18 protein-coding genes are annotated in these 20589 nt (G+C 69.3%); 7 read left to right on the top strand and 11 right to left on the bottom strand.

Annotated features, from left to right (window positions below):
• Positions 1 to 68: 68 nt before the first annotated feature.
• The 3 genes from BLS97_RS15295 to dxs all read right to left on the bottom strand — a co-directional run bounded on the left by BLS97_RS15295 (position 69) and on the right by dxs (position 3967).
• On the bottom strand, positions 69 to 1190 hold the full coding sequence (locus BLS97_RS15295) for a sensor histidine kinase (protein ID WP_407938060.1): 1122 nt from the start codon (positions 1188 to 1190) through the stop codon (positions 69 to 71).
• A gap of 82 nt (positions 1191 to 1272) precedes the next feature.
• The gene (locus BLS97_RS15290) at positions 1273 to 1944 is read right to left on the bottom strand and encodes a response regulator transcription factor (protein WP_090482327.1); all 672 of its coding nucleotides are present in this window, start codon (positions 1942 to 1944) and stop codon (positions 1273 to 1275) included.
• Between the two features lies 1 nt (position 1945).
• Complete coding sequence (gene dxs / locus BLS97_RS15285) at positions 1946 to 3967, bottom strand: 1-deoxy-D-xylulose-5-phosphate synthase (protein ID WP_407938059.1); 2022 nt, start codon at positions 3965 to 3967, stop codon at positions 1946 to 1948.
• A 252-nt stretch (positions 3968 to 4219) separates the two neighbouring features.
• Here dxs and BLS97_RS15280 point away from each other — a divergent pair, with 252 nt between their 5' ends.
• A complete protein-coding gene (locus BLS97_RS15280) occupies positions 4220 to 4999 on the top strand; it encodes a glycerophosphodiester phosphodiesterase (protein ID WP_157695452.1) in 780 nt (259 codons plus the stop codon).
• Between the two features lie 44 nt (positions 5000 to 5043).
• Positions 5044 to 7494, top strand: a complete 2451-nt coding sequence (locus BLS97_RS15275) for a beta-mannosidase (protein WP_090477275.1) — start codon at positions 5044 to 5046, stop codon at positions 7492 to 7494.
• Positions 7495 to 7757: 263 nt separating this feature from the next.
• On the opposite strand, the gene BLS97_RS15270 is transcribed toward BLS97_RS15275, so the two are convergent.
• Together BLS97_RS15270 and BLS97_RS15265 are read right to left on the bottom strand one after the other, a co-directional pair.
• A complete protein-coding gene (locus tag BLS97_RS15270) occupies positions 7758 to 9056 on the bottom strand; it encodes a class I SAM-dependent RNA methyltransferase (protein WP_090477273.1) in 1299 nt (432 codons plus the stop codon).
• A complete protein-coding gene (locus BLS97_RS15265; RefSeq protein ID WP_090477271.1) occupies positions 9053 to 11131 on the bottom strand; it encodes an APC family permease in 2079 nt (692 codons plus the stop codon). The genes BLS97_RS15270 and BLS97_RS15265 overlap by 4 nt, the downstream gene beginning before the upstream one ends.
• A gap of 236 nt (positions 11132 to 11367) precedes the next feature.
• Between BLS97_RS15265 and BLS97_RS15260 the strand changes: the two genes are divergently transcribed.
• Positions 11368 to 12033: a potassium channel family protein gene (locus tag BLS97_RS15260; RefSeq protein ID WP_090477269.1), complete on the top strand. Its 666-nt coding sequence runs from the start codon at positions 11368 to 11370 to the stop codon at positions 12031 to 12033.
• Complete coding sequence (locus BLS97_RS15255) at positions 12033 to 12686, top strand: potassium channel family protein (RefSeq protein ID WP_090477267.1); 654 nt, start codon at positions 12033 to 12035, stop codon at positions 12684 to 12686. Before BLS97_RS15260 ends, BLS97_RS15255 begins: the two co-directional genes overlap by 1 nt.
• Positions 12687 to 12738: 52 nt before the next feature.
• Here the strand turns inward: BLS97_RS15255 and BLS97_RS15250 are convergent, their stop codons facing one another.
• Genes BLS97_RS15250 through BLS97_RS15235 form a run of 4 tightly spaced genes read right to left on the bottom strand, consistent with a single transcriptional unit; the run spans position 12739 to position 14579 of the window.
• Positions 12739 to 13476: a DUF3159 domain-containing protein gene (locus tag BLS97_RS15250; RefSeq protein ID WP_090477266.1), complete on the bottom strand. Its 738-nt coding sequence runs from the start codon at positions 13474 to 13476 to the stop codon at positions 12739 to 12741.
• The gene (locus tag BLS97_RS15245; RefSeq protein ID WP_090477264.1) at positions 13473 to 13841 is read right to left on the bottom strand and encodes an OB-fold nucleic acid binding domain-containing protein; all 369 of its coding nucleotides are present in this window, start codon (positions 13839 to 13841) and stop codon (positions 13473 to 13475) included. The genes BLS97_RS15250 and BLS97_RS15245 overlap by 4 nt, the downstream gene beginning before the upstream one ends.
• Entirely contained in the window at positions 13838 to 14275 is a 438-nt protein-coding gene (locus BLS97_RS15240) for a pyrophosphohydrolase domain-containing protein (RefSeq protein WP_090477262.1), read from the bottom strand. Before BLS97_RS15240 ends, BLS97_RS15245 begins: the two co-directional genes overlap by 4 nt.
• Before the next feature lie 4 nt (positions 14276 to 14279).
• The gene (locus tag BLS97_RS15235) at positions 14280 to 14579 is read right to left on the bottom strand and encodes a DUF4193 domain-containing protein (RefSeq protein ID WP_090477259.1); all 300 of its coding nucleotides are present in this window, start codon (positions 14577 to 14579) and stop codon (positions 14280 to 14282) included.
• Between the two features lie 420 nt (positions 14580 to 14999).
• Between BLS97_RS15235 and BLS97_RS15230 the strand changes: the two genes are divergently transcribed.
• From BLS97_RS15230 to BLS97_RS15220, 3 genes are all read left to right on the top strand, one after another.
• On the top strand, positions 15000 to 15776 hold the full coding sequence (locus tag BLS97_RS15230; RefSeq protein WP_157695451.1) for a LytR C-terminal domain-containing protein: 777 nt from the start codon (positions 15000 to 15002) through the stop codon (positions 15774 to 15776).
• Between the two features lie 223 nt (positions 15777 to 15999).
• Positions 16000 to 16764, top strand: coding sequence for a polyphosphate--glucose phosphotransferase (gene ppgK / locus BLS97_RS15225; protein WP_090477255.1), 765 nt, complete (start codon positions 16000 to 16002; stop codon positions 16762 to 16764).
• Positions 16765 to 16992: 228 nt separating this feature from the next.
• Positions 16993 to 18411, top strand: a complete 1419-nt coding sequence (locus tag BLS97_RS15220; protein WP_090477253.1) for an RNA polymerase sigma factor — start codon at positions 16993 to 16995, stop codon at positions 18409 to 18411.
• An 89-nt stretch (positions 18412 to 18500) separates the two neighbouring features.
• Here BLS97_RS15220 and BLS97_RS15215 read toward each other — a convergent pair whose 3' ends face one another.
• A complete protein-coding gene (locus BLS97_RS15215; RefSeq protein ID WP_090477251.1) occupies positions 18501 to 19892 on the bottom strand; it encodes a DUF6297 family protein in 1392 nt (463 codons plus the stop codon).
• Entirely contained in the window at positions 19889 to 20584 is a 696-nt protein-coding gene (locus tag BLS97_RS15210; RefSeq protein WP_090477249.1) for an ABC transporter ATP-binding protein, read from the bottom strand. The genes BLS97_RS15215 and BLS97_RS15210 overlap by 4 nt, the downstream gene beginning before the upstream one ends.
• Positions 20585 to 20589: the final 5 nt, after the last annotated feature.

The raw sequence follows: 20589 nt of genomic DNA, 5'->3' as shown, positions 1-20589 counted from the left end.
GTCTGTGCGCACGGCCTGATTTGCGGTTGTCCCTCCTGACCGGGGTCTACGCGGCCTTGCGTCGAGGATCAGACGCTCGGCGACCGGTCACGGCTGGGCATCTGCGCCCGGCTCGGTATCTGCACGCGCACCCGGAGGCCCCCGCCTTCGACCGCGGACGCCGACACCGAGCCACCGTGGGCGGCGACGACGGCGCTGACGATCGACAGGCCGAGTCCGCTCCCCCGATGTCCGGTGCGGGCGCGCTCACCCTGGCGGAAGGGCTCGAAGAGCTGGGCCACGGTACGCGGGTCGATCACCGTGCCGCCCGAGGCCACCTCGATGAATCCGACCCCGTCACCGACCCCGGTGGTGACACCCACTGCACCGCCGATCACGTTGTGGCGCACGGCATTCTCGATCAGATTGCCAACCACCCGCTCCAGCAACGCCGGATCTCCGGACACGAGCGCCGGTGCGCCCGCCACCCTCACGACCAGACGTCGCGCGGCGATCTCCGGTTCGACCGCCAGCAACGCCGGAGAGACGAGTTCAGCCAGATCGACCCGCTGGACCACCGACAGCCCGCTGGCCTGGGTCCGGGCCAGGAACAGCAACGAGTTGAGCAATCGGTCGGCCCGGTCGGTGGCCTCGCGCGCCACCTCCCCCATCGCCCGCAGCTCGGCCACCGACGCCGAAGGATCGGCCAGCGTCACGTCGACCTCGGTGCGGATCACCGACAACGGGGTTCGGAGCTCGTGGGAGGCGTTCGCCACGAACCGCCGCTCCGCCTCGAACGCCGACTGCAGCCGGGCGAGCATGTCGTCGAAGGTGTCGGCCAGTTCGGCCACCTCGTCCCGCGGTCCGGTCAGCGCGATGCGCTGGTCAAGGGAAGACTCCGACAGCGCCCGGGCCGCGCTGGTCAGGGTCGACAACGGCCGTAGGGCCCGCCCGATCAGAACCCAGGACAACGAACCGCCGGCGATGACGACCAGCGGAAACGCGATCAGCCCGACCACCAGCACGGTCTCCCGGCCCTGGTGCACCACTTGGTCGGAGAACGCCCGTGCATCGACGCTCCGGCCGTCCTCCAGCCGTACCTGCGTACCCGGCAGGTAGTGCGGCAAGGCAGCGACGATCCGCCCCACCAGCAGATAGGCCAACGCCAGCAGCAAGGCGCCGACCAGCGCCAGCAGGGCGGTGGAGAGCATGGTCAGCCGCAGGCGCAGCCCGTTACGGGCCACGATCCGGCTCCGCGGCCGCTCCGGTTCGGTCAGGGATGCAGGAGTTCGGTCATTCAGCGGCATCGGCGGACACCCGGTAACCGGCACCGACGACGGTGTCGATCATCCCCGGCTCGCCGAGCTTGCGCCGCAGCGTCATGACGGTCACCCGCACCGTCGTGGTGAACGGGTCGGCGTTCTCGTCCCACACCCGCTCGAGCAGTTCCTCGCTGGACACGACGGTCCCGGCCGCCGACATCAGCACCTCGAGCACCCCGAACTCCTTGCGGGTCAGCTCGACCGCATTGCCGCCCCGGAACACCAGGCGCTTGGCCGGGTCCAGTTCGACATCGCCCGCCCGCAGCACCGGCGGCGCGGCCGGGGTGGCCCGGCGGCCGAGCGCACGGACACGGGCCACCAACTCGGGGAACGCGAACGGCTTGGCCAGGTAGTCGTCGGCGCCGGCCGACAGTCCCTCGACCCGGGCATCGAGCCCGGACGACGCGGTCAGCATGAGCACCCGCGTGATGTCGCCGGACGACACCAGCTCGGCCAGCAGTTCGTCCCCGTGCATGCCGGGGAGGTCGCGATCCAGCACCACCACGTCGTAGCGGGTGTACGTCGACTTCTCGTGTCCCTCGGTGCCGTCATAGGCGACGTCGACCGCCATGCCCTCGGCGCGCAACCCACGGGCGATCGCGTCCGCCAGACGTTGCTCGTCCTCGACTACCAAAACCCGCATGTCAGCCCTCTCCGGCCGTTCGTTTGTCCTTGGTCGGGGTCCCGTTCAGCGGAGCCCGGTTCACCGGCGCAGTGTCAACGGGGGCGGCCGCCGATCGGTTCCTGGCGTCGGCGGTGGCCCGCTCGGCAATCCGCTCGGTGATCCCGCGCGCCACATCTTTCGCGGTCAGCCCGAGATCCTGCAGCAGATCACCGCGGGACGCCGGCTCCAGGAACTCCTGCGGCAGAGCCAGCACCGTCACCGGGACGTCAAGATCGGCCAATGTGTCAGCCACCGAGGCGCCGACGCCACCGGAGCGGCCGCCGTCCTCGATGGTGACGACCATCTTGTGCTCGATGGCAAGCAGGCGCAGCGCCGCCGGAACCGGCAGCGCCCACCGGGGATCGACCACGGTGACACCGATGCCCTGGTCGGCCAACCGCGATGCGGCCTCCACGGACAGGGCCCCGAAGGCGCCGACGGCGACCAGGAGCACGTCGTGGTCGTGGCCGGCACCAGGCTCCGCCAGTACGTCGACGGCACCGATCCCGCCGGCCGCCGGCACCAGCCGACCGTCATGCGCGACGACCCGGCGGAGCTGCTGGATGTCCTGCGGCACAGCACCTTTCGGGTACCGCAGGACGGTCGGGGCATTGTCGACGGCCACCGCCTCGTCCAGTTCCTGCACCAGTGTCGCGGCGTCGCGCGGGGCGGCCAGGGCCAGCCCGGGCACCAATGCGGCCAACGACATGTCCCACATGCCGTGGTGGCTCGGGCCGTCCTCACCGGTGACTCCGGCCCGGTCCAGAACCACCGTCACGCCGAGCTTGTGCAGTGCGCAGTCCATCAGCAACTGGTCGAACGCCCGGTTCAGGAACGTCGCGTACAGGGCCACCACCGGGTGCATCCCACCCATGGCCAGACCCGCGGCCGAGGTCAGCGCGTGCTGCTCGGCGATACCCACGTCGTACATCCGGTCCGGGAACGCCTCGGCGAACGGGCCGAGTCCGGTCGGACCGCTCATCGCCGCGGTGATGGCCACCACGTCGTCCCGCTCGGCGCCGATGGTCGCCAGCTTGCGCCCGAACACACTGGTCCAGGTCTTGGTCGGCGCGGCGATCGGAAGGCCGGTGTCGGGATCGAAAGCCGGCGGCGAGTGCATCTGCTCCGCGTCGTCGTTCTCGGCCGGCGAATACCCCTCCCCCTTGCGGGTCAAGCAGTGCACCAGAACCGGACCGCGGTAGCCCTTGGCGCTGTGCAGCGCCTCTTCGAGTGCGGCCGTGTCGTGGCCGTCGATCGGTCCGAGGTACTTGAGTCCCAGATCCTGGAACAGCGACTGCGGGATGAACCAGTCCTTCACCGCGGACTTGACGGCGTGCAGCGCCGAGTACAAGGGACGGCCGATCACCGGAGCCATCGGCAACCGGCTCTTCACCTGGCCCAACAGCCGCTCGTACCCCGGCTTGAGCCGAAGGGCGGCCATCCGTTGCGCCATCCCACCGGTGGTCGGGGCGTAGGAACGGCCGTTGTCGTTCAGTACGACCACCAGCGGCCGGTCCTTGGCCGCGGCGATGTTGTTCAACGCCTCCCAGGCCATGCCGCCGGTCAGCGCACCGTCACCGATCACGGCGACCACCGTGCGGTTGTGCTCGCCGCGGAGGGCGAAGGCCTTGGCCAGCCCGTCGGCGTAGGACAGCGAGGTGGTGGCGTGCGAGTTCTCCACCCAGTCGTGGACGGACTCGGCCCGGCTCGGGTATCCCGACAGACCGTTACGGGTCCGAAGTCGATCGAAGTCGCCGGCCCGACCGGTGACGATCTTGTGAACGTAGGACTGATGACCGGTGTCGAAGATGATCGGGTCGCCCGGGGAATCGAACACTCGGTGCAGCGCCAGGGTCAGTTCGACCACGCCGAGGTTGGGTCCCAGGTGCCCGCCGCGGCGCGAGGTCTGCTGGACCAGGAAGGCGCGGATCTCGGAAGCGAGCTCGTTCAGCGACTCCCGGTCGAGTGCCCGGAGGTCGGCCGGCGATGAGATCCGGCTGATCCGCGAGGTCCCTGGGGTCCTGCGCCCGGGCGGGTTCCGGCCCGAGAGCCCCTGTGCACTGGTGCCCCGTGATGGCACAGGTCCTCCCATTCGTCCTCGCCGGCGCCGGCCGGAGTCTGGTTTTGTTCGGGCCCGACGTCACACGTCCGCACCCACCCACCGACGTTACCGCCCATGGCTCTTGTCTGTGGACGGACGGGTCGCTTCCGGGTTGCGCAGAGCAGCAACTTCGGACCGGTAGTCTCACCCGCCATGACCGGTGTACGAGTTGCTGATCTTCTGCGCCCGGCGGCCGGCCCCTGGGTGATCGCGCACCGCGGCGCCAGCCGGACGGCACCGGAGAACACGATGCCCGCGTTCCAGGCCGCGTGGGAGTGCGGAGCGCCGTGGATCGAGGCGGACGTCCAGCCCACCCGGGACAACGTGCCGGTGCTGCTGCACGACGACCTGCTCGACCGGACGACCAACGGCTCCGGGCCGGTCCGCAGCCGGACCGCGTACGAGGTCGGTGAGCTGGACGCCGGGTCGTGGTTCACCACCGGCAGCACCCGCGCCTACACCCGCACGCCGATCCCGCTGCTGGCCGATGTGGTCGGCACCCTGGACCCGCAGCGGTCGCTGCTGCTGGAGATCAAGGGGGAGCACACCCGGGACCAGGTACTGGCCGAGATGGCCGTGGTCCGTGCCTCCGGTTGGGACGACCGGGTGCTGTTCGAGTCCTTCGAGGTGCCCGCGCTCAGACATGTCCGATCGATCGAGCCCGGACGCCCGGTCGGGCTGCTGGTGGAGGAACTCCACGACGACCCGGTCGCCGTCTGCCGCGAACTCGGGGCCGTCACCTACAACCCGGAGCACACCCTGCTGCGCGCCCGCCCGCAGGTCGTGGCGGCCCTGCACGAGGCGAAGATCGCCGTGTACGTCTGGACCGCGGACCACCCGGACGACTGGGAGTTCCTGACCGACCTGGGCGTCGACGGGATCATCACCAACACCCCCGGTGAGCTCATCAGCTGGCAGCAGAACCGGACCTGACCGGGCCCGGTCGCTCTCGGGCGGCGGTGTTACCGTCCCGCACCATGACCCTGCTGACCCGACCGCTGTCCGACGGATGGTCGGTGAGCCTCGATCCGCCAGGGTCCGCCCCGGCTCTGCCTGCGCTGATCCCGGCCACCGTGCCGGGCTGTGTGCACACCGACCTGCTCGCCGCCGGCCTGATCCCCGACCCCTACCTCGACGAGAACGAGGTCGCGCTGGACTGGATCGGCCGTCAACAGTGGCGGTACCGGACGACGTTCGACTGGGCCCCGGACGGACACGAGCACCACGACCTGGTGTTCGACGGACTCGACACCATCGCCACCGTGTTCCTGAACGGGGTGGAGATCGCCAGCACGGCCAACCAGCACCGCACCTACCGAGTGCCGGTGGCCGGGCGGCTGCTGGCCGGTTCCAACGAGTTGGAGGTGCTGTTCGGCTCGGCCTGGGCGTACGCGGAGGACTGGCGGGACCGTCTCGGGGATCTGCCCGGCCCGTACGCGGCCCCGTACAACTTCATCCGCAAGATGGCCTGCAACTTCGGCTGGGACTGGGGACCGGGGTTGGTGACGGCCGGGATCTGGAAGCCGGTCGCGCTGGAGAGTTGGTCCACCGCACGGCTTTCCGCCGTCCGTCCCGTGATCACGGTCGACGGCGGCGACGGGCGGATCGATGTCGTGGTTGACCTCGAGCCCGACACGGTCGATATGGTCGAGATGCGCGTCACGGCCGCGATCGCCGGGATCAGCGCATCGATGGTCGTGCCTCGCGGGGCGACGTCGGTGTCGATCCCGCTGACCGTGCCGGAGGTCGAGCTGTGGTGGCCGCACGACCTGGGGCCCCAACCGCTGTACGACCTGCACGTGGAGCTGTCTGCCGGCGGGTCGCCGTTGGACGAGCGGACGCAACGGATCGGCTTCAGGACCATCACCGTCGACACGTCGCCGGACGAGATCGGCTCGGCCTTCACCATCGTCGTCAACGGGATTCCGATCTTCGTCCGCGGGGCCAACTGGATCCCGGACGACTGCTTCCCGTCCCGGGTCACCGCCGAACGGCTGGCGGCACGCATCGACCAGGCGATCGCGGCCAACGTGAATCTGTTGCGCGTCTGGGGAGGCGGCATCTTCGAGTCCGACGACTTCTACCGGCTGTGCGACGAGCACGGGGTGCTGGTCTGGCAGGACTTCCTGTTCGCCTGCGCCGCCTACCCGGAGGAGGAGCCGTTCCGCTCGGAGGTGATCCAGGAGGCCAGGGACAACGTGACCCGGCTGATGCCGCACGCCAGTCTCGCGTTGTTCAACGGCGCCAACGAGAACATCTGGGGTTACCAGGACTGGGGGTGGCAATCGAGGATCGGCGACCGCACCTGGGGTGCCGGCTACTACACCGACCTTCTCCCGGCCGTCGTCGCCGAACTGGATCCGGCCCGTTTCTACTATCCGGGGAGTCCCTACTCCGGGTCACTCGATCAGCCCGCGAACCTGGATTCCCATGGGCTGCGCCACATCTGGGACGTGTGGAACGAAGTGGACTACACGACGTACGCGTCCTACGTACCGCGCTTCGCGGCCGAATTCGGCTATCAGGCGCCGCCGACCTACACCACCCTCCGCCGCGCGATCTCGGACCGGCCGCTGCGCCCGGACTCGCCCGGCATGCGGCATCACCAGAAGGCCGACGACGGGAATCTCAAACTGGCCCGCGGCGCCGCCGCCCACCTGCCGACCACCGCCGATTTCGACGACTGGCTGTACCTCATGTACGTCCAGCAGGCCGAGGCGGTCCGGTTCGGGGTCGAACATCTGCGCTCGCACCGCGGGGTCTGCATGGGCAGCGTCGTGTGGCAGCTCAACGACTGCTGGCCGGTGACGTCCTGGGCGGCGATCGACGGTGACGGTCGGCCGAAGCTCCTGTGGTACGCCCTCCGGGACGCCTACGCCGACCGCCTGCTGACCGTGCAACCGCAGGACGGTGGCCTGGAACTGTTCGGGGTCAACGATTCTCGACAGCCCTGGGCCGAGACCGTGACCGTGGAGCGGATCACCTTCGACGGGACGGTCGTGGCCTCGCACACCGTAGAGCTGTCCGTGCCCGGTCTGTCCCTGCGCTCCGTGCAGATCCCGCCCGATGTCGCCGCGCCCCGCGATCCCCGGGCCGAGGTACTTCTCGTCCGAGGCCACTCCGGCGCGGTCGCCCTGCACTTCTTCACAGCGGACAAGGACCTGGCCCTGCCCGATCCGGAACTGCGGGTCGAGGTGATGATCGACGGCGACGCCGCACGCATCGTGGTCCACGCCACCGGCCTGGCCCGGCACGTCGGGTTGCAGGCCGACCGGTTGCACCCGGCCGCCCTGTCCGATGACGCGCTGGTCACCATCCGGCCCGGCTCGTCGCACACCTTCACCGTGCGTGGGGCCGGGGCGTTCACCGCCGACGACGTGTGGAGCACCAAGGCGCTCCAGCATCTGGCCGGCGTCGCCCGCGCCTGATCGTCGATCGTGGTCAATCGTCATCAGTCGTCATCAGTCGTCATCAGTCGCGCTGCGGCGCATACGTTTCTGCCCGGCGCAGACAATCCTGCCCATTTCGGCCGCTCACCCCGTGATTCTGGGACGAACCGTATGCGCCGGGCACATCGGTATGCGCGGAACGGCAGCCGAGGTTCCGGCAGCCGAGGTCCGGCAGCCGAGGTTCCGGCAGCCGAGGTTCAGGCAGCCGAGGTTCAGGCAGCCGAGGTTCAGGCAGCCGAGGTTCAGGCCGGGAGGAACCGCGCGACGCACTCGACGTGATGGGTCTGCGGGAAGCAGTCGAAGGCCCGCAGGGTGTCCAGGCGGTAACCGGCGGCCATCAGCGCCGCCGTGTCCCGGCCCAGCGCGGCCGGATCGCAGGCCACGTAGACGATGACGGCCGGGGCGCGGGCCGCGATCTGCTCGCACAAGGCCGGGCCGGCCCCGGCCCGCGGCGGATCCAGCACCACCACGTCGACCGTGTCGGGTAGATCGTCGATCACCTTCTCGACCGACCCGAGCACGACGGACACCTGGGGGTGGATGGCCATGTTCTGCACGGCGAGCGCGGATGCGGTCCGATCGCCCTCGACCGAGACCACCGTCCCTGACTCCCCCACGGCTTCGGCGAGCACCTCGGAGAACAGCCCGACCCCGCCGTAGAGATCCCAGCTGCTGGCACCGATCAGCTCAAGATCGGTCAGGGCCTGCGCCACCGCCCCGGAGAGGGTGTCCGCGGCGGCCGGGTGCACCTGCCAGAAACCGTCGGCGGCGACCGAGAAATCCCGGCCGATCGCGTGTTCGGTGACCGTCGGCACCTGGTGCGTACCGGGTTGATCCGGCCAGATGGCCAGACGACGCCCGTCACCGGCGGCGGTCAGCACCACCTCGGGCAGCTCCGGACGCGCGGCCCGCCCCCGGACCTGACGTCCGCTGCGGTGCTGCGAGCCGGCCGATGCCGGGCGGTGGACACCCGACGGCACCTCGACGGTGGCGGCCAGCTCGTTGAGCCCGGGCGCCGCGATGAGGCACGGTTCGGTCGGGTTGACCCCTTCCACCCGGTGCGATCGAACGGCGCGGGGCCCGATACGGCCCTCCGGGTCGAGGGCCCAGCGGACCCGGGTCCGCCAGCCGAAGCCGCCGCCCGGCAGCTCCTCGACCGAGACCGGCCGGTCCAGCCCGGCCAGCCGGCTCAGTTGCTCGCGGACGACCGACGCCTTCAACTCTCGCTGGAGGTCGCCCGACGCATGCTGGAAGTCGCAGCCGCCGCAGCCGCCGGGACGGAAATGTGAGCACGGCGCCTCGACCCGCCGTGGATCAGCCCGGAGCACTTCGACGACCTCGCCGCGGCAGAACGAACCGCGGCGGGCCTCGGTGATCTCGACCACCGCGGTCTCGCCGGGCAGACCGAGCCGGACGAAGACGACGCGTCCCTGGTAGCGGGCGACGCAATGGCCGCCGTGGGCCACCGGGCCGATCTCCACCTCGACCCGGTCGCCGGGCCGCAGGTCGTCGGCCGACTTCGCGACCTCGGTGTCGTTCATTCGTCGTCCGAACCGCGGCGCGCCACCGGGGCGGTCGGGCGGGGCGTCATCTGCGACCGGCCGTTGACCGAGTCCTCCGGGGAAGCCGGCATCCGGACCCGCATCGGGAAGTCGCGCTCGGCCCGGGCCCGGATGCGCTGATCGAGCGCCTCCGAGGACGACAGCTGCCAGGGCACCGACGTCACCATGACACCTGGGGTGAACAACAACCGGCCCTTGAGGCGCAGCGCGGACTGGTTGTGCAGGATCTGCTCCCACCAGTGGCCGACGACGTACTCGGGGATGAACACGGCGACCACATCACGCGGGGAGTCCTTTCGTGCTCGTCGTACATAGTCCAGCGTCGGCTTGGTGATCTCGCGGAACGGAGAGTCGATCACCTTCAGGGCGACCGGGATGGCCCGGTCCTCCCACTCGCGGGCCAGCGCCGCCGTCTCGGCCGGATCGACGTTGACCGTCACCGCCTCGATGGTGTCCGGGCGGGTGGCCCGGGCGTAGGCCAGGGCCCGCATGGTCGGCAGGTGCACCTTGGAGACCAGGACGATGGCGTGCACCCGGCTGGGCAGCACCATGTCGTCCTCGTCGCCGGCGAGTTCCACGCTGACCCGGCTGTAGTGCCGGTTGATCGCCTTCATGGTCACGAAGATGATCACCATGGCCAGGATTGCGATCCAGGCACCGGCCAGGAACTTGGTGATCAGAACGATGACCAGGACCACGGAGGTGAAGCAGAAACCGGTGGCGTTGATGGCTTGGCTGCGCCGCATCCGGCGACGGACCACCGGGTCCGTCTCGGTCCGCAGGTGGCGGTTCCAGTGCAGGATCATGCCGGCCTGCGAGCAGGTGAACGACACGAACACACCGACGATGTAGAGCTGGATCAACGAGTTGACGTTGGCCTTGAACGCGATCACCAGGACCAGGGCGACGACCGCGAGGAACACGATGCCGTTGGAGAACGCCAACCGATCGCCGCGGGTGTGCAGCTGCTTGGGCAGGAACTTGTCCTGGGCCAGGATCGAACCGAGCACCGGGAATCCGTTGAATGCGGTGTTGCAGGCCAACACCAGGATGAGGCCGGTGGTGAACGAAACGATGTAGAAGCCCAGCGGAAAGCCAGAGAAGACCGCCTTGGCGATCTGCGCGACCAGCGTCTTCTCCTGGTACCCGGCGGGAGCCCCCTGCAGGATCACCCCGGCCTCGGAGTCGGCGATGTTCACGTGGGTCACCCGGGCCAGCACGACCAGGCCCAGCATCATCGTCACGGCCAGGCCGCCCATGAGGGCCAGCGTGGTGGCCGCGTTGCGCGACTTCGGCTTCTTGAAGGCGGGCACGCCGTTGGAGATGGCCTCGACGCCGGTGAGCGCGGCCGAACCGGAGGAGAACGCCTTGGCCAGCAGGAACACGAACCCGATGCCGGTGACGCTGACCGTTCCGGTGAGCTTGAAGGTGAAGTCGGCGCTCTCGGCGGCCATATGCGATCCGAGAGCCCAGCGGGTCAGCCCGGTCACGATCATCACGATGAGCGAGACCATGAACGCGTACACCGGAATGGCGAAGGCGGTACCGGACTCCCGGATGCCGCGCAGGTTCAGGGCGGTGATCACGACGATGATCCCGACCGCCCACTCCACCGGGTGGCGCCCGACGACACCGACGGCGGAGCCGATGTTGGCCACTCCCGAGGCGGTGGACACGGCCACCGTCAGGATGTAGTCGACGAGCAGCGCGCTCGCAACGATCAGGCCGAACGTCGGGCCGAGGTTCTTGGTCGCGACCTCGTAGTCACCGCCGCCCGACGGGTAGGCGTGCACGTTCTGCCGGTAGCTGGCGACCACGACGAGCATGACGACGGCGACCAGGATGGCGATCCAGGGGGCGTATACGTAGCCGGCCAGGGCCGCGATCGACAACGTCCGGAAGATCTCCTGGGGCGCGTACGCGACGCTGGAGAGCGCGTCGGACGCGAAAACCGGCAGCGCAATTCGCTTCGGCAGCAAGGTATGGGCGAGTTTGTCGCTGCGGAAGGGCCGACCCACGAGCAGGCGCTTGGCAGCGGCGGTCAGCTTGGACACGGACGCGAGCCTACGGCCCCGTACGCCCCTCGCACAGCCACGACCGGGTCACACGCCCCGATCAGACCCCGTGGTCGCGGCAAAGATCACGGTGCAATCGGGACCACGGGTTCACGCGGTACCTTTCTTGCCGTCACCGACGGTGAGACCATCCGGTCGGGCCGACGGCGACGCACCGGAAGCGATCTCCATCCGTTCCTCAGCGAACTGTTCCTCAGCGAAAAGGGGCACGTCACGTGCACATCGTGATCATGGGTTGCGGCCGCGTCGGCTCCGGCCTGGCTCGAGCGCTGTCCAGAGCCGGTCACTCGGTCGCCATCATCGACCAGGACCCGGTCTCGTTCCGGCGGTTGGGCCCCGACTTCCACGGGCAGCAGATCCGCGGCGTCGGATTCGACCGCGACACCCTTCTCGAGGCGAGGATCCGCGAGGCGGACGCCTTTGCCGCCGTGTCCTCTGGCGACAACTCCAACATCATCGCGGCCCGGGTGGCCCGCGAACAGTTCGGGGTCACGAACGTGGTGGCCCGCATCTACGACCCGAAGCGGGCCCAGGTCTACGAACGTCTGGGCATCCCGACCGTGGCCACCGTGCCGTGGACGACCGACCGACTGCTGCGGGCCATCATTCCGGACGGGCTGATCAGCGAATGGCGCGATCCGTCGGGCACGGTCACGATCGTGAACCTGCCCTATCACCGGGAGTGGATCGGCCGGCCGCTCACCGAGCTGGAGGATGCGCTCGGTGTCCGGGCTGCTTTCGTCGTCCGCTTCGGCAACGGCGTCCTGCCCACGCCCGAGACCGTCATCCAGGAAGGCGACCTGGTGTACGCCGCCGCCCTGTCCCACCAGACCAACGAGATCGCCCAGATGGCCGCGATCTCGCCCTCGGAAGGCATCTGATGCGCATCGCGATTGCCGGAGCCGGCTCGGTCGGACGTTCGATCGCCGGGGAACTCGTGGAGAACGGCCACCAAGTGATGCTGATCGACCGGGACGCCGGGGCGATGAAGCCGGAACGCATCCCCGCTGTCGAGTGGGTGCAGGCCGACGCCTGCGAGGTCGCCTCGCTGGAGGAGGCCGGCCTGCAGACCTGCGATGTGGTGATCGCCTGTACCGGTGACGACAAGGTCAACCTGGTGGTGTCGCTACTGGCCAAGACCGAGTTCGCGGTCGGGCGGGTGGTCGGGCGCGTCAACGACCCCCGCAACGAGTGGCTGTTCACCGACGCCTGGGGCGTCGATGTGGCCGTTTCGACACCGCGCATCCTGGCTGCCCTGGTGGAGGAAGCGGTGTCCGTCGGGGATCTGGTGCGGCTGTTCACGTTGCGGCAGGGACAGGCGAACCTGGTGGAGGTCACCCTGCCCCCGACGACCAGCCTGGCCGGCCGGCCGGTCCGCGATCTCCGCCTGCCCCGTGACTGCGCGCTGGTCACCATTCTCCGCGGCGGCCGCGTGATCGTCCCCCAGCCCGACGAGCCCCTGGAACCCGGGGACGAACTGCTCTTCGTCGCATCCACCGAAGTCGAGGACGCAGTGCGGGACGCACTGCGCTGATCACGACCCGGGCCGGACACCGGATCGGGCGGAGGCGGGGTGACTCCCCTGCCTACTCGGGTTCGACGGCAGTCGGATCGGCCGGGGCCTTGCGGCCCATGACGGTCGCCAGCGAAGGCAGGGACATGCCGTTGGCGCTGCCGACGATCAACACCGTCACCACGATCGCCAGCAGGTACACCGGGTAACCCATGAGCAGGCGGGCGGTGGCCAGCCAGCCGACCTGGTCGGCTCGGTAGAGCTGGTTCTGCACGGCGAACCGGGCGGCGAACACGACCACCCAGACAGCAGTCGCGCCGTCGTACCGGCGCACCAGCTTGCGGTCCTTGCGCCACGCGGTGCCGCGCCCGTTGATGCTCTCCCAGAGCACCCCGATCAGCGGCCAGCGGACCAGGATCGAGAGCAACAGCACACTGCCGTACAGCACGAACGACCAGATGCCGAACAGGAAGTAGCCCTTGGCCGATCCCGTCCGGTATGCGATGAACGCGGCGATGCCGACTCCGAAGAGTCCGGCGACGGCCTGGGTGACGGGCTTGCGCCGGACCAGCCGCGCGACGGCGATGGCGGCCCCCGCGGCCAGGGCCGAGCCGATGGCCCAGCCGAGGTGGTGCCAGATCGCATTGACGAGCACGAAGACCACGACCGGGAGGCCGGAGTCGAGCATTCCCATCGGGCCGCCCATCTGTTCCCAGATGGTGGGGGCGGGCTTCGTCTCGGGAGCCGGGCCGTCCAATGGCGCCTGCGCGTCAGGATCCGGCGCGGCGGCCGACCGGTCGGGTGAACTCACGCGTGGACCGGCATCAGTTCGTAGTCGGGGTTGTAGATCACCTTGTAGCCGTCCTTCATGGCCAGCCGACCCTTCGCCTTGACCGTGCGACCGGTCTCGATTCCCGGGATGGAACGGCGTCCGAGCCAGATCAGGCGGACGGAATCGGTGCCGTCGTACAACTCGGCGACCAACGTTGCCAGCGCATCGGTCGGTCGGAGGTCGACGGCGCGCAGACGACCGATGATCGTCACCCGCTGGCCCTGCCAGCAGCCGGAGGCGTGCTGACACCCGGAGGCGTCCACCTCGGAGCTCAGGTTGTCGGCGTCGACCGTCTCGTCGTCCGTCGCGAACTTCTTCAGCCACGAACCGATACGCGTGCTCATGTGTCCAGGGTATCTCTCGGCTGAGCGGCGAGAACGGCTTTCACATCCGGCGCCCGGTATCCCGGTCCCTTGAGGACCTTTCCGTCCGCTCGCCGGACCGGACGGCCGTCGACGCCGAGCTTGGTCATGTTGGAGGCGTGCACCTCGTCGAGCACCGCATCGAGGTCGATGCCGTAGACGTGCGCCGTCCCGTACGCGACGTACACGATGTCGGCCAGAGCATCGGCGACGCCGATCAGATCACCTCGTTCGGCCGCCTCCCGCAGCTCGCCGACCTCCTCCTCGATCAGTGCCAGCCGCAGTGCGGTCTGCTGGTCGCCGACCGCCGCGGTCGGCGAGGTCCGGACCGGCAGCTCGTAGCTGCGGTGGAACTCGCCGACCTGGCCGGCGATCCTGGAGGAACCAACCGGATCCCTCGGATCGTCGGCACTCACCCGCTCAGGCGCAATCGACGCAGACGAGCTTGCCACCGTTGTCCGACGCGAGCCGGCTCCGGTGCTGCACCAGGAAACACACGGAGCAGGTGAACTCGTCGGCCTGCTTCGGGATGACCTTGACGACGAGTTCCTCGCCGGACAGGTCGGCCCCGGGCAGTTCGAACGATTCGGCGGTGTCACTCTCGTCGATGTCCACCACGGCGGACTGCGCCTCGTTGCGGCGCGCTTTCAGTTCCTCGAGGGAGTCCTCGCTGGTCTCGTCGGACTCGTTGCGGCGTGGGGCGTCATAATCAGTTGCCATGTCGTGACCTCATTCGTTCTCACTGGTTTGCTGTCGTTGCTCGTGCTGCTGCACGCCGGACGTAACGCGTTCGGCCCGCTGCCGCGGTACGAGGTTTACTGCGTATTGCTCTGCCAGTAACGCCGGGCCGGTGTCTTTTGTGCCCTGGATGGGGCCTGAGCCGTCCCGGTCGCCTGAACTCTTCGTCACACCCGTTCGGAGCACCCGGTTCAGCGCTTTTTCGCGGTCGGGCGGGCTGCAGGGTAACTGATGAACGTGCGGATAGCGAATGGGAAACGACCGCGGCCCGCCTGACGGCGAACTGACACTCCGACCGCATACCCTTGCCGTCTGTGTCAGGCTCCGACCCACGGCGTCGACCATCCGCCGCCGACCTGATTTCACAGATCGACGTCATCCCAGATGAGGAGAACGAACCCGGTGAGCCCCGACTCCCCAGCAGATCGGTACCACCGTCGTCGCCGCGCCCCGATCCTCATCGTCATCGCCGTGCTCATGATCGGCGGTGGGGTCGCCTGGTTCCAGGTCCTCAAGCCGGCACCGGCCGCGTCGACCAGCTGCAACCAGCCGGGCCCGGCGCCGGTCACCAGCGCCAAGAAGTCGACCCGCACCTCCGGCACGGCGGCTTCGTCGGCCAAGACGACCAAGACGACCAAGACGACCAAGACGACCGCCAAGAGCACTCCCACGACATCCACCACCACGTCGATCGTGACGTCACTGGGCCGGTTCGCCAGCCCGGATTCGCTGGCCGGCGTCCGCCCGGCCGATCCGGCCAACATCACGGTCCAGGTCTTCAACGCGAGCAAGGTCGTGGGGCAGGCGCGCACTGTCACCGGTGACCTACGCGCGGCCGGGTTCAGCTCGATCCTGGGCGGCGCGAACGACCCGCTGTACCCGGCGTTCGATCTGGCCTGCACGGCGGAGATCCGTTACGGCCAGGCCGGAACGGCTGCGGCCCGCACCCTGCTGCTGGTCGAACCGTGTGCCCAGCTCGTCCTCGACGACCGGATCTCGGACTCCGTCGACCTCGCCCTGGGCAACAACTACACCTACAAGGCGCTCAGTCCCGACGTGGTCAAGGTGCTGGCGGCGGTGCACGCCGCCAACCTGGCACCGGCCGTCATCGAAGGCGTCACCGCCGCGGCGCGCCCGACGGCCACGATTCCGCCGTACTCGTCCGCCGGCTGCAGCTGACGCAGACCGGTGCACGGGGTCGACGGCCGACGTCGATCTGCCGGCAATGTCCTCCGTTCGTCGTCGTGGTCCGTGGCGGTTGTGGGTCGGAGCGGCCGGGTCAGTACGATCCGGGCGACTCACCGTCCGCCGACCGGACGGCCGGCGCAACACCTGATCGAGTCGCGTACCACCCTGCGACCGGCAGGGACCAACAGTCCACAGCAGCAGGGAGAATCGCACCGTGACCATCGAGCGGACCGGCCAGGCCTTCGGCATCGACATCGGCGGTACGGGCATCAAGGGCGGTGTCGTCGATCTGGCGACCGGTGAGCTGATCGGTGATCGTTTCCGCAAGGACACCCCGCAGCCGGCCACCCCGGCCGCGGTGGCCGAGACGGTGGCCGAGGTGGCCGGCCACTTCCCGGACTACCGGGGGCCGTTCGGCGTCGACTTCCCCGGGGTGGTGCTCGGCGGCGTGGTCCAGACCGCCGCCAACGTCGACCCGAGCTGGAAGGGCACCGACCTGGTGAAGACGATGTCGGCCAAGCTGCCCGGCCCGGTCACCGGGCTCAACGACGCCGACGCGGCGGGCCTGGCCGAAGCCCGGTACGGCGCCGGACGGGGGCACGACGGGGTGGTCATCATGGTCACCTTCGGCACCGGCATCGGAATCGCGATCATCCACAACGGGCAGCTGATCCCGAACTCCGAGCTCGGGCACCTCGAGCTGGACGGGCACGACGCCGAGACCAAGGCGGCCGCTTCGGCCAAGGAACGCGACGGCTTGAGCTGGGAGCAGTGGTCCAAGCGGGCATCCAAGTACCTCTCGGCGCTGGAGAACCTGATGTGGCCGGAACTGTTCATCCTCGGCGGCGGAATCTCCAAGAAGCCCGACAAGTGGGTGCCGCTGCTGAAGTGCCGTACCCCGTTGGCGGTCGCACAGCTGATCAACAACGCCGGAATCGTGGGCGCCGCCCTGGCTGCGCACGAGGCCACCGCCCTCTGACCCGACACCTCGCGAGTTGCACCGTCCGGTCACCTCCGGTGGCCGGGCGCACCCCCGCCCACCTGTGTCAATCCCCGGAAAAGTCGTGCCCGGCCGCCGGACGCCGTTACACTGGCACAGTCGTCCTCCGGTCAGTCCCTCTGATCCGGTCCTGAAGTTCGCAAGCGCCCGCCGTCGCACGGGCGCGGCAGGCGGACCACGACGGCTATCTTTCGTGAAAGGGCATCAGTGGCAGGCGCAACAGCTTCCTCCTCGCAGGTCAACACCGGAACATCGGCGAAAGATCAGAGCGAGCAGATTGTCCAGGGGGCCGCGGGCTCCGGTCCGGTTCTGGCTCAGGCTCCATCGGCCGCCGGAACCAAGTCCGGCTCCGGCACCGCAGCACCGGCCACCCCGAAGGCGCGGCGCGCCCCGGCCAAGTCCACCAAGGCCCGCCCGGTCAAGGTCGCTGCCGACGCCGTCGAGCCCGATGCCGACGAGGCCGTCGAGCCGACGGACATCGATCCGGCGGCACTCGTCGAGGTCGTCGAGGTCGAGGTGGTCGACGAGATCATCGAGGTCGGTGCCATCGAGCCGGACGCCGAAGAGGACGAGACGGTCGACGAGGAAGAGGCCAACAAGGCCAAGGGTCCGGCCACGGTCAAGGCCGAGTCGGACGAATTCACCTGGGACGACGAAGAAGAGTCCGAGGCTCTCAAGCAGGCCCGCAAGGACGCCGAGCTGACTGCCTCCGCCGACTCCGTCCGGGCCTACCTGAAGCAGATCGGTAAGGTCGCTCTCCTCAACGCCGAGGAGGAGGTCGATCTGGCCAAGCGGATCGAGGCCGGCCTGTACTCGGTCGAACGGCAGCGCCAGAGCGCCGACGCGGGCGAGAAGATCACCACGCAGATGCGGCGTGATCTGAACTGGATCAAGCGTGACGGCGAGCGGGCCAAGAATCATCTGCTCGAAGCCAACCTCCGCCTGGTGGTGTCACTGGCCAAGCGGTACACCGGTCGTGGCATGGCGTTCCTTGACCTGATCCAGGAGGGCAACCTCGGCCTGATCCGCGCGGTCGAGAAGTTCGACTACACCAAGGGCTACAAGTTCTCCACCTACGCGACGTGGTGGATCCGTCAGGCCATCACCCGCGCCATGGCCGACCAGGCCCGCACCATCCGGATCCCGGTGCACATGGTCGAGGTCATCAACAAGCTCGGCCGTATCCAGCGCGAACTCCTCCAGGATCTGGGCCGCGAGCCCACGCCGGAGGAATTGGCCAAGGAAATGGACATCACCCCGGACAAGGTGCTGGAGATCCAGCAGTACGCCCGGGAGCCGATCTCGCTGGACCAGACGATCGGCGACGAGGGTGACTCACAGCTCGGCGACTTCATCGAGGACTCAGAGGCCGTCGTCGCGGTCGACGCAGTGTCGTTCACCCTCCTTCAGGATCAGCTGCAGGCCGTCCTGCAGACCCTGTCCGAGCGCGAGGCCGGGGTCGTGCGTCTCCGCTTCGGTCTGACCGACGGTCAGCCGCGCACCCTGGACGAGATCGGCCAGGTCTACGGGGTCACGCGCGAGCGGATCCGCCAGATCGAGTCGAAGACGATGTCCAAACTGCGCCACCCGTCGCGCTCGCAGGTGTTGCGCGACTACCTGGAATAGAGATCGTCCCGCCAACCGGCCCGGTTCTCACGTCATGCGGGAACCGGGCCGTTGTGCGTCCTGGACGCGTTTCGGCGCCGGTTCGAGGTTCACAGGTGTCGCTGGGTGAGACCGGCGGTGATCAGGCCGAGGAGGAGAGCGCCGCCGAACAGGAGCGCCAGCCCCCTGAGGAGAAGGCGCGTCATGTCGTTGGCGTACTGCTGCCCCTGGATGTAGCTCGGCCGGAACGGCGCCAGACCGGCCCGGAATTGCACCAGGGCCAGGGCGGCGACCGGCACCAGTACGACCATGACCGACGGGGCGTTCAGCGCCAGTACCGGTGCGGTGAGGACGGCCCACCCGGCAGCCGCCAGTTGCGGCAGCCGCATGGCTGCGGATTTGGCCTCGCGGCGATCCAGCCCGTACCGATCGGCCAGGGTCGGCGTGCCGGCGAACTGCCGGACCGTTCCGCACAGACCGCTGATCGCGGCCACCCCGGCGAAGAACGTGAGCATGGCCAGCGCCGCTCCCGACCAGCTCACTCCGGCCAGCAGAGCCCATGCGCCGTAAGGGATCAGCACCATGAGGCACCATCGGGCGATCGCCGATCGGTTACGCAGCGTCCGGCGGCGAGTAACCGCCACCACGGCCGACCGACCGGTGCCGTGCAAGGGCCGGTTCGGTGCCCGGGTGCGACGCCGGCTGGGAGGCCCGGCGATGACGGCCGCCAGCGGCGCCAGGGACTGGTCGGCGATGGCCAGCGCGACCGCGGACACGGAGCCGGATCCGGCGGCCAGGGACGACAGCGGAATCAGGCCCACCCCGGACAATCCGATCAGGCCGACGCCCAGGCCGGCCAGCAGGGTCAACGGAGCCAGCAGGGGCAGGACCGAGGAATCCAGCTGGCCGACCGGGCGCAGAGCGAAACCGACCGCGGCAATGCCGAAGGCGGCCGCGGACCAGAGCCAACCGCGACCGCGGCCCGAGCCGGCCGCACGCATCCGCTGCTGCCACATGGCCAGGCCGCCGGCGCCGACGACGGCCCCGACCCCGACGGCCACCGCGCCGAGCGCCTGCCCATGCCGGAAGCCGGACGCGTCGGCGATCAACGCGCCCAGGACGATGCCCGGGACGACCAGCAGGACCAGTACCCCCGCGCTCCGCCGCCGGAGCAGGATCCCTCGGTCCAGCGGCGTCGACAGCACCCAGGACCGCCACTCCCGCGACGCCGTGACCGGCCCAACGGTGACGCAGGCCAACCCGACCAGCGCCGCACCGCCCAGCATCAACAGCCCGGCCGCCGGCCAGTTCAACACCGAAATCCCGGCCGACGACTGATCGAGATCCCGCCAGATCCCGACCGCGACCCCCGGTCCGAACCACAGGACGGCGACCACCACCTCGTACCGCAGGCTGGTGCCGGTCCGCTTCCGGGTACGGCGCGCCGCCGTCCGCAGGTATCGGCCGAAACTCGCCGGGTCGGTCGATGTCGGCGCGGTCATGTCCACTCCGGCGGTCCGCCCGAGTCGGCCTCCGAGTCCGCACCGTCGAAGCCAGCGTCGAAGTCATCGGTCCATTCGGTGGACAACACCACCTCGGAGTCGGCCACCTCGGCGACCAGATCGGCGTCGTGGCAGGCGATCAGGACGGACACCCCGGACCGCCGCTCGGAAAGGAGCTTCGCGGCCAACCACTCCCGGCCCTGGGCGTCGAGGTTCTGCTCGGGCTCGTCGAGGATGAGCAGGTGCCGCGGACGGACGAAACACGAGGCCAGGCCGAGCCGGCGGCGCTGACCCTGCGACAGGGTGAACGGGAACCGGTCCTGCAGGCCGCGCAGACCGAGTTCCCGCAACACCTCGTCGACGATCGCCGCCGGCTGGTCGTTGCCGTGGGCACGGGCCATGAACTCCAGGTGCTCGCGCACCGTCAGATCGACGAATTCGTCCCCGGCCCCCAGAGCCACGGCCACGTTGGCCCGCACCGCGGGCAGGTTGTCCAGGTACCGGGTGCCGTGGAAGAACACGACTCCCGAATCGGGCTCGTCCCAGCCCACCACGCAGCGGAGCAGGGTCGACTTGCCCGAGCCGTTGCGGCCGGTGAGAGCGACGACCTCGCCCCGGTCGACGGTGAAGCTGACGTTGACCAGCACCGGTGACTCGCCGTAGGACTTGCTGATGTCCCGCAGTTCCAGCACCGGCG

This window comes from Nakamurella panacisegetis, from assembly GCF_900104535.1.
Classification (GTDB): Bacteria; Actinomycetota; Actinomycetes; order Mycobacteriales; family Nakamurellaceae; genus Nakamurella; species Nakamurella panacisegetis.
The sequence above is the reverse complement of the archived record's forward strand: the minus strand, read 5'-3'. Positions and strand labels throughout refer to the sequence as shown.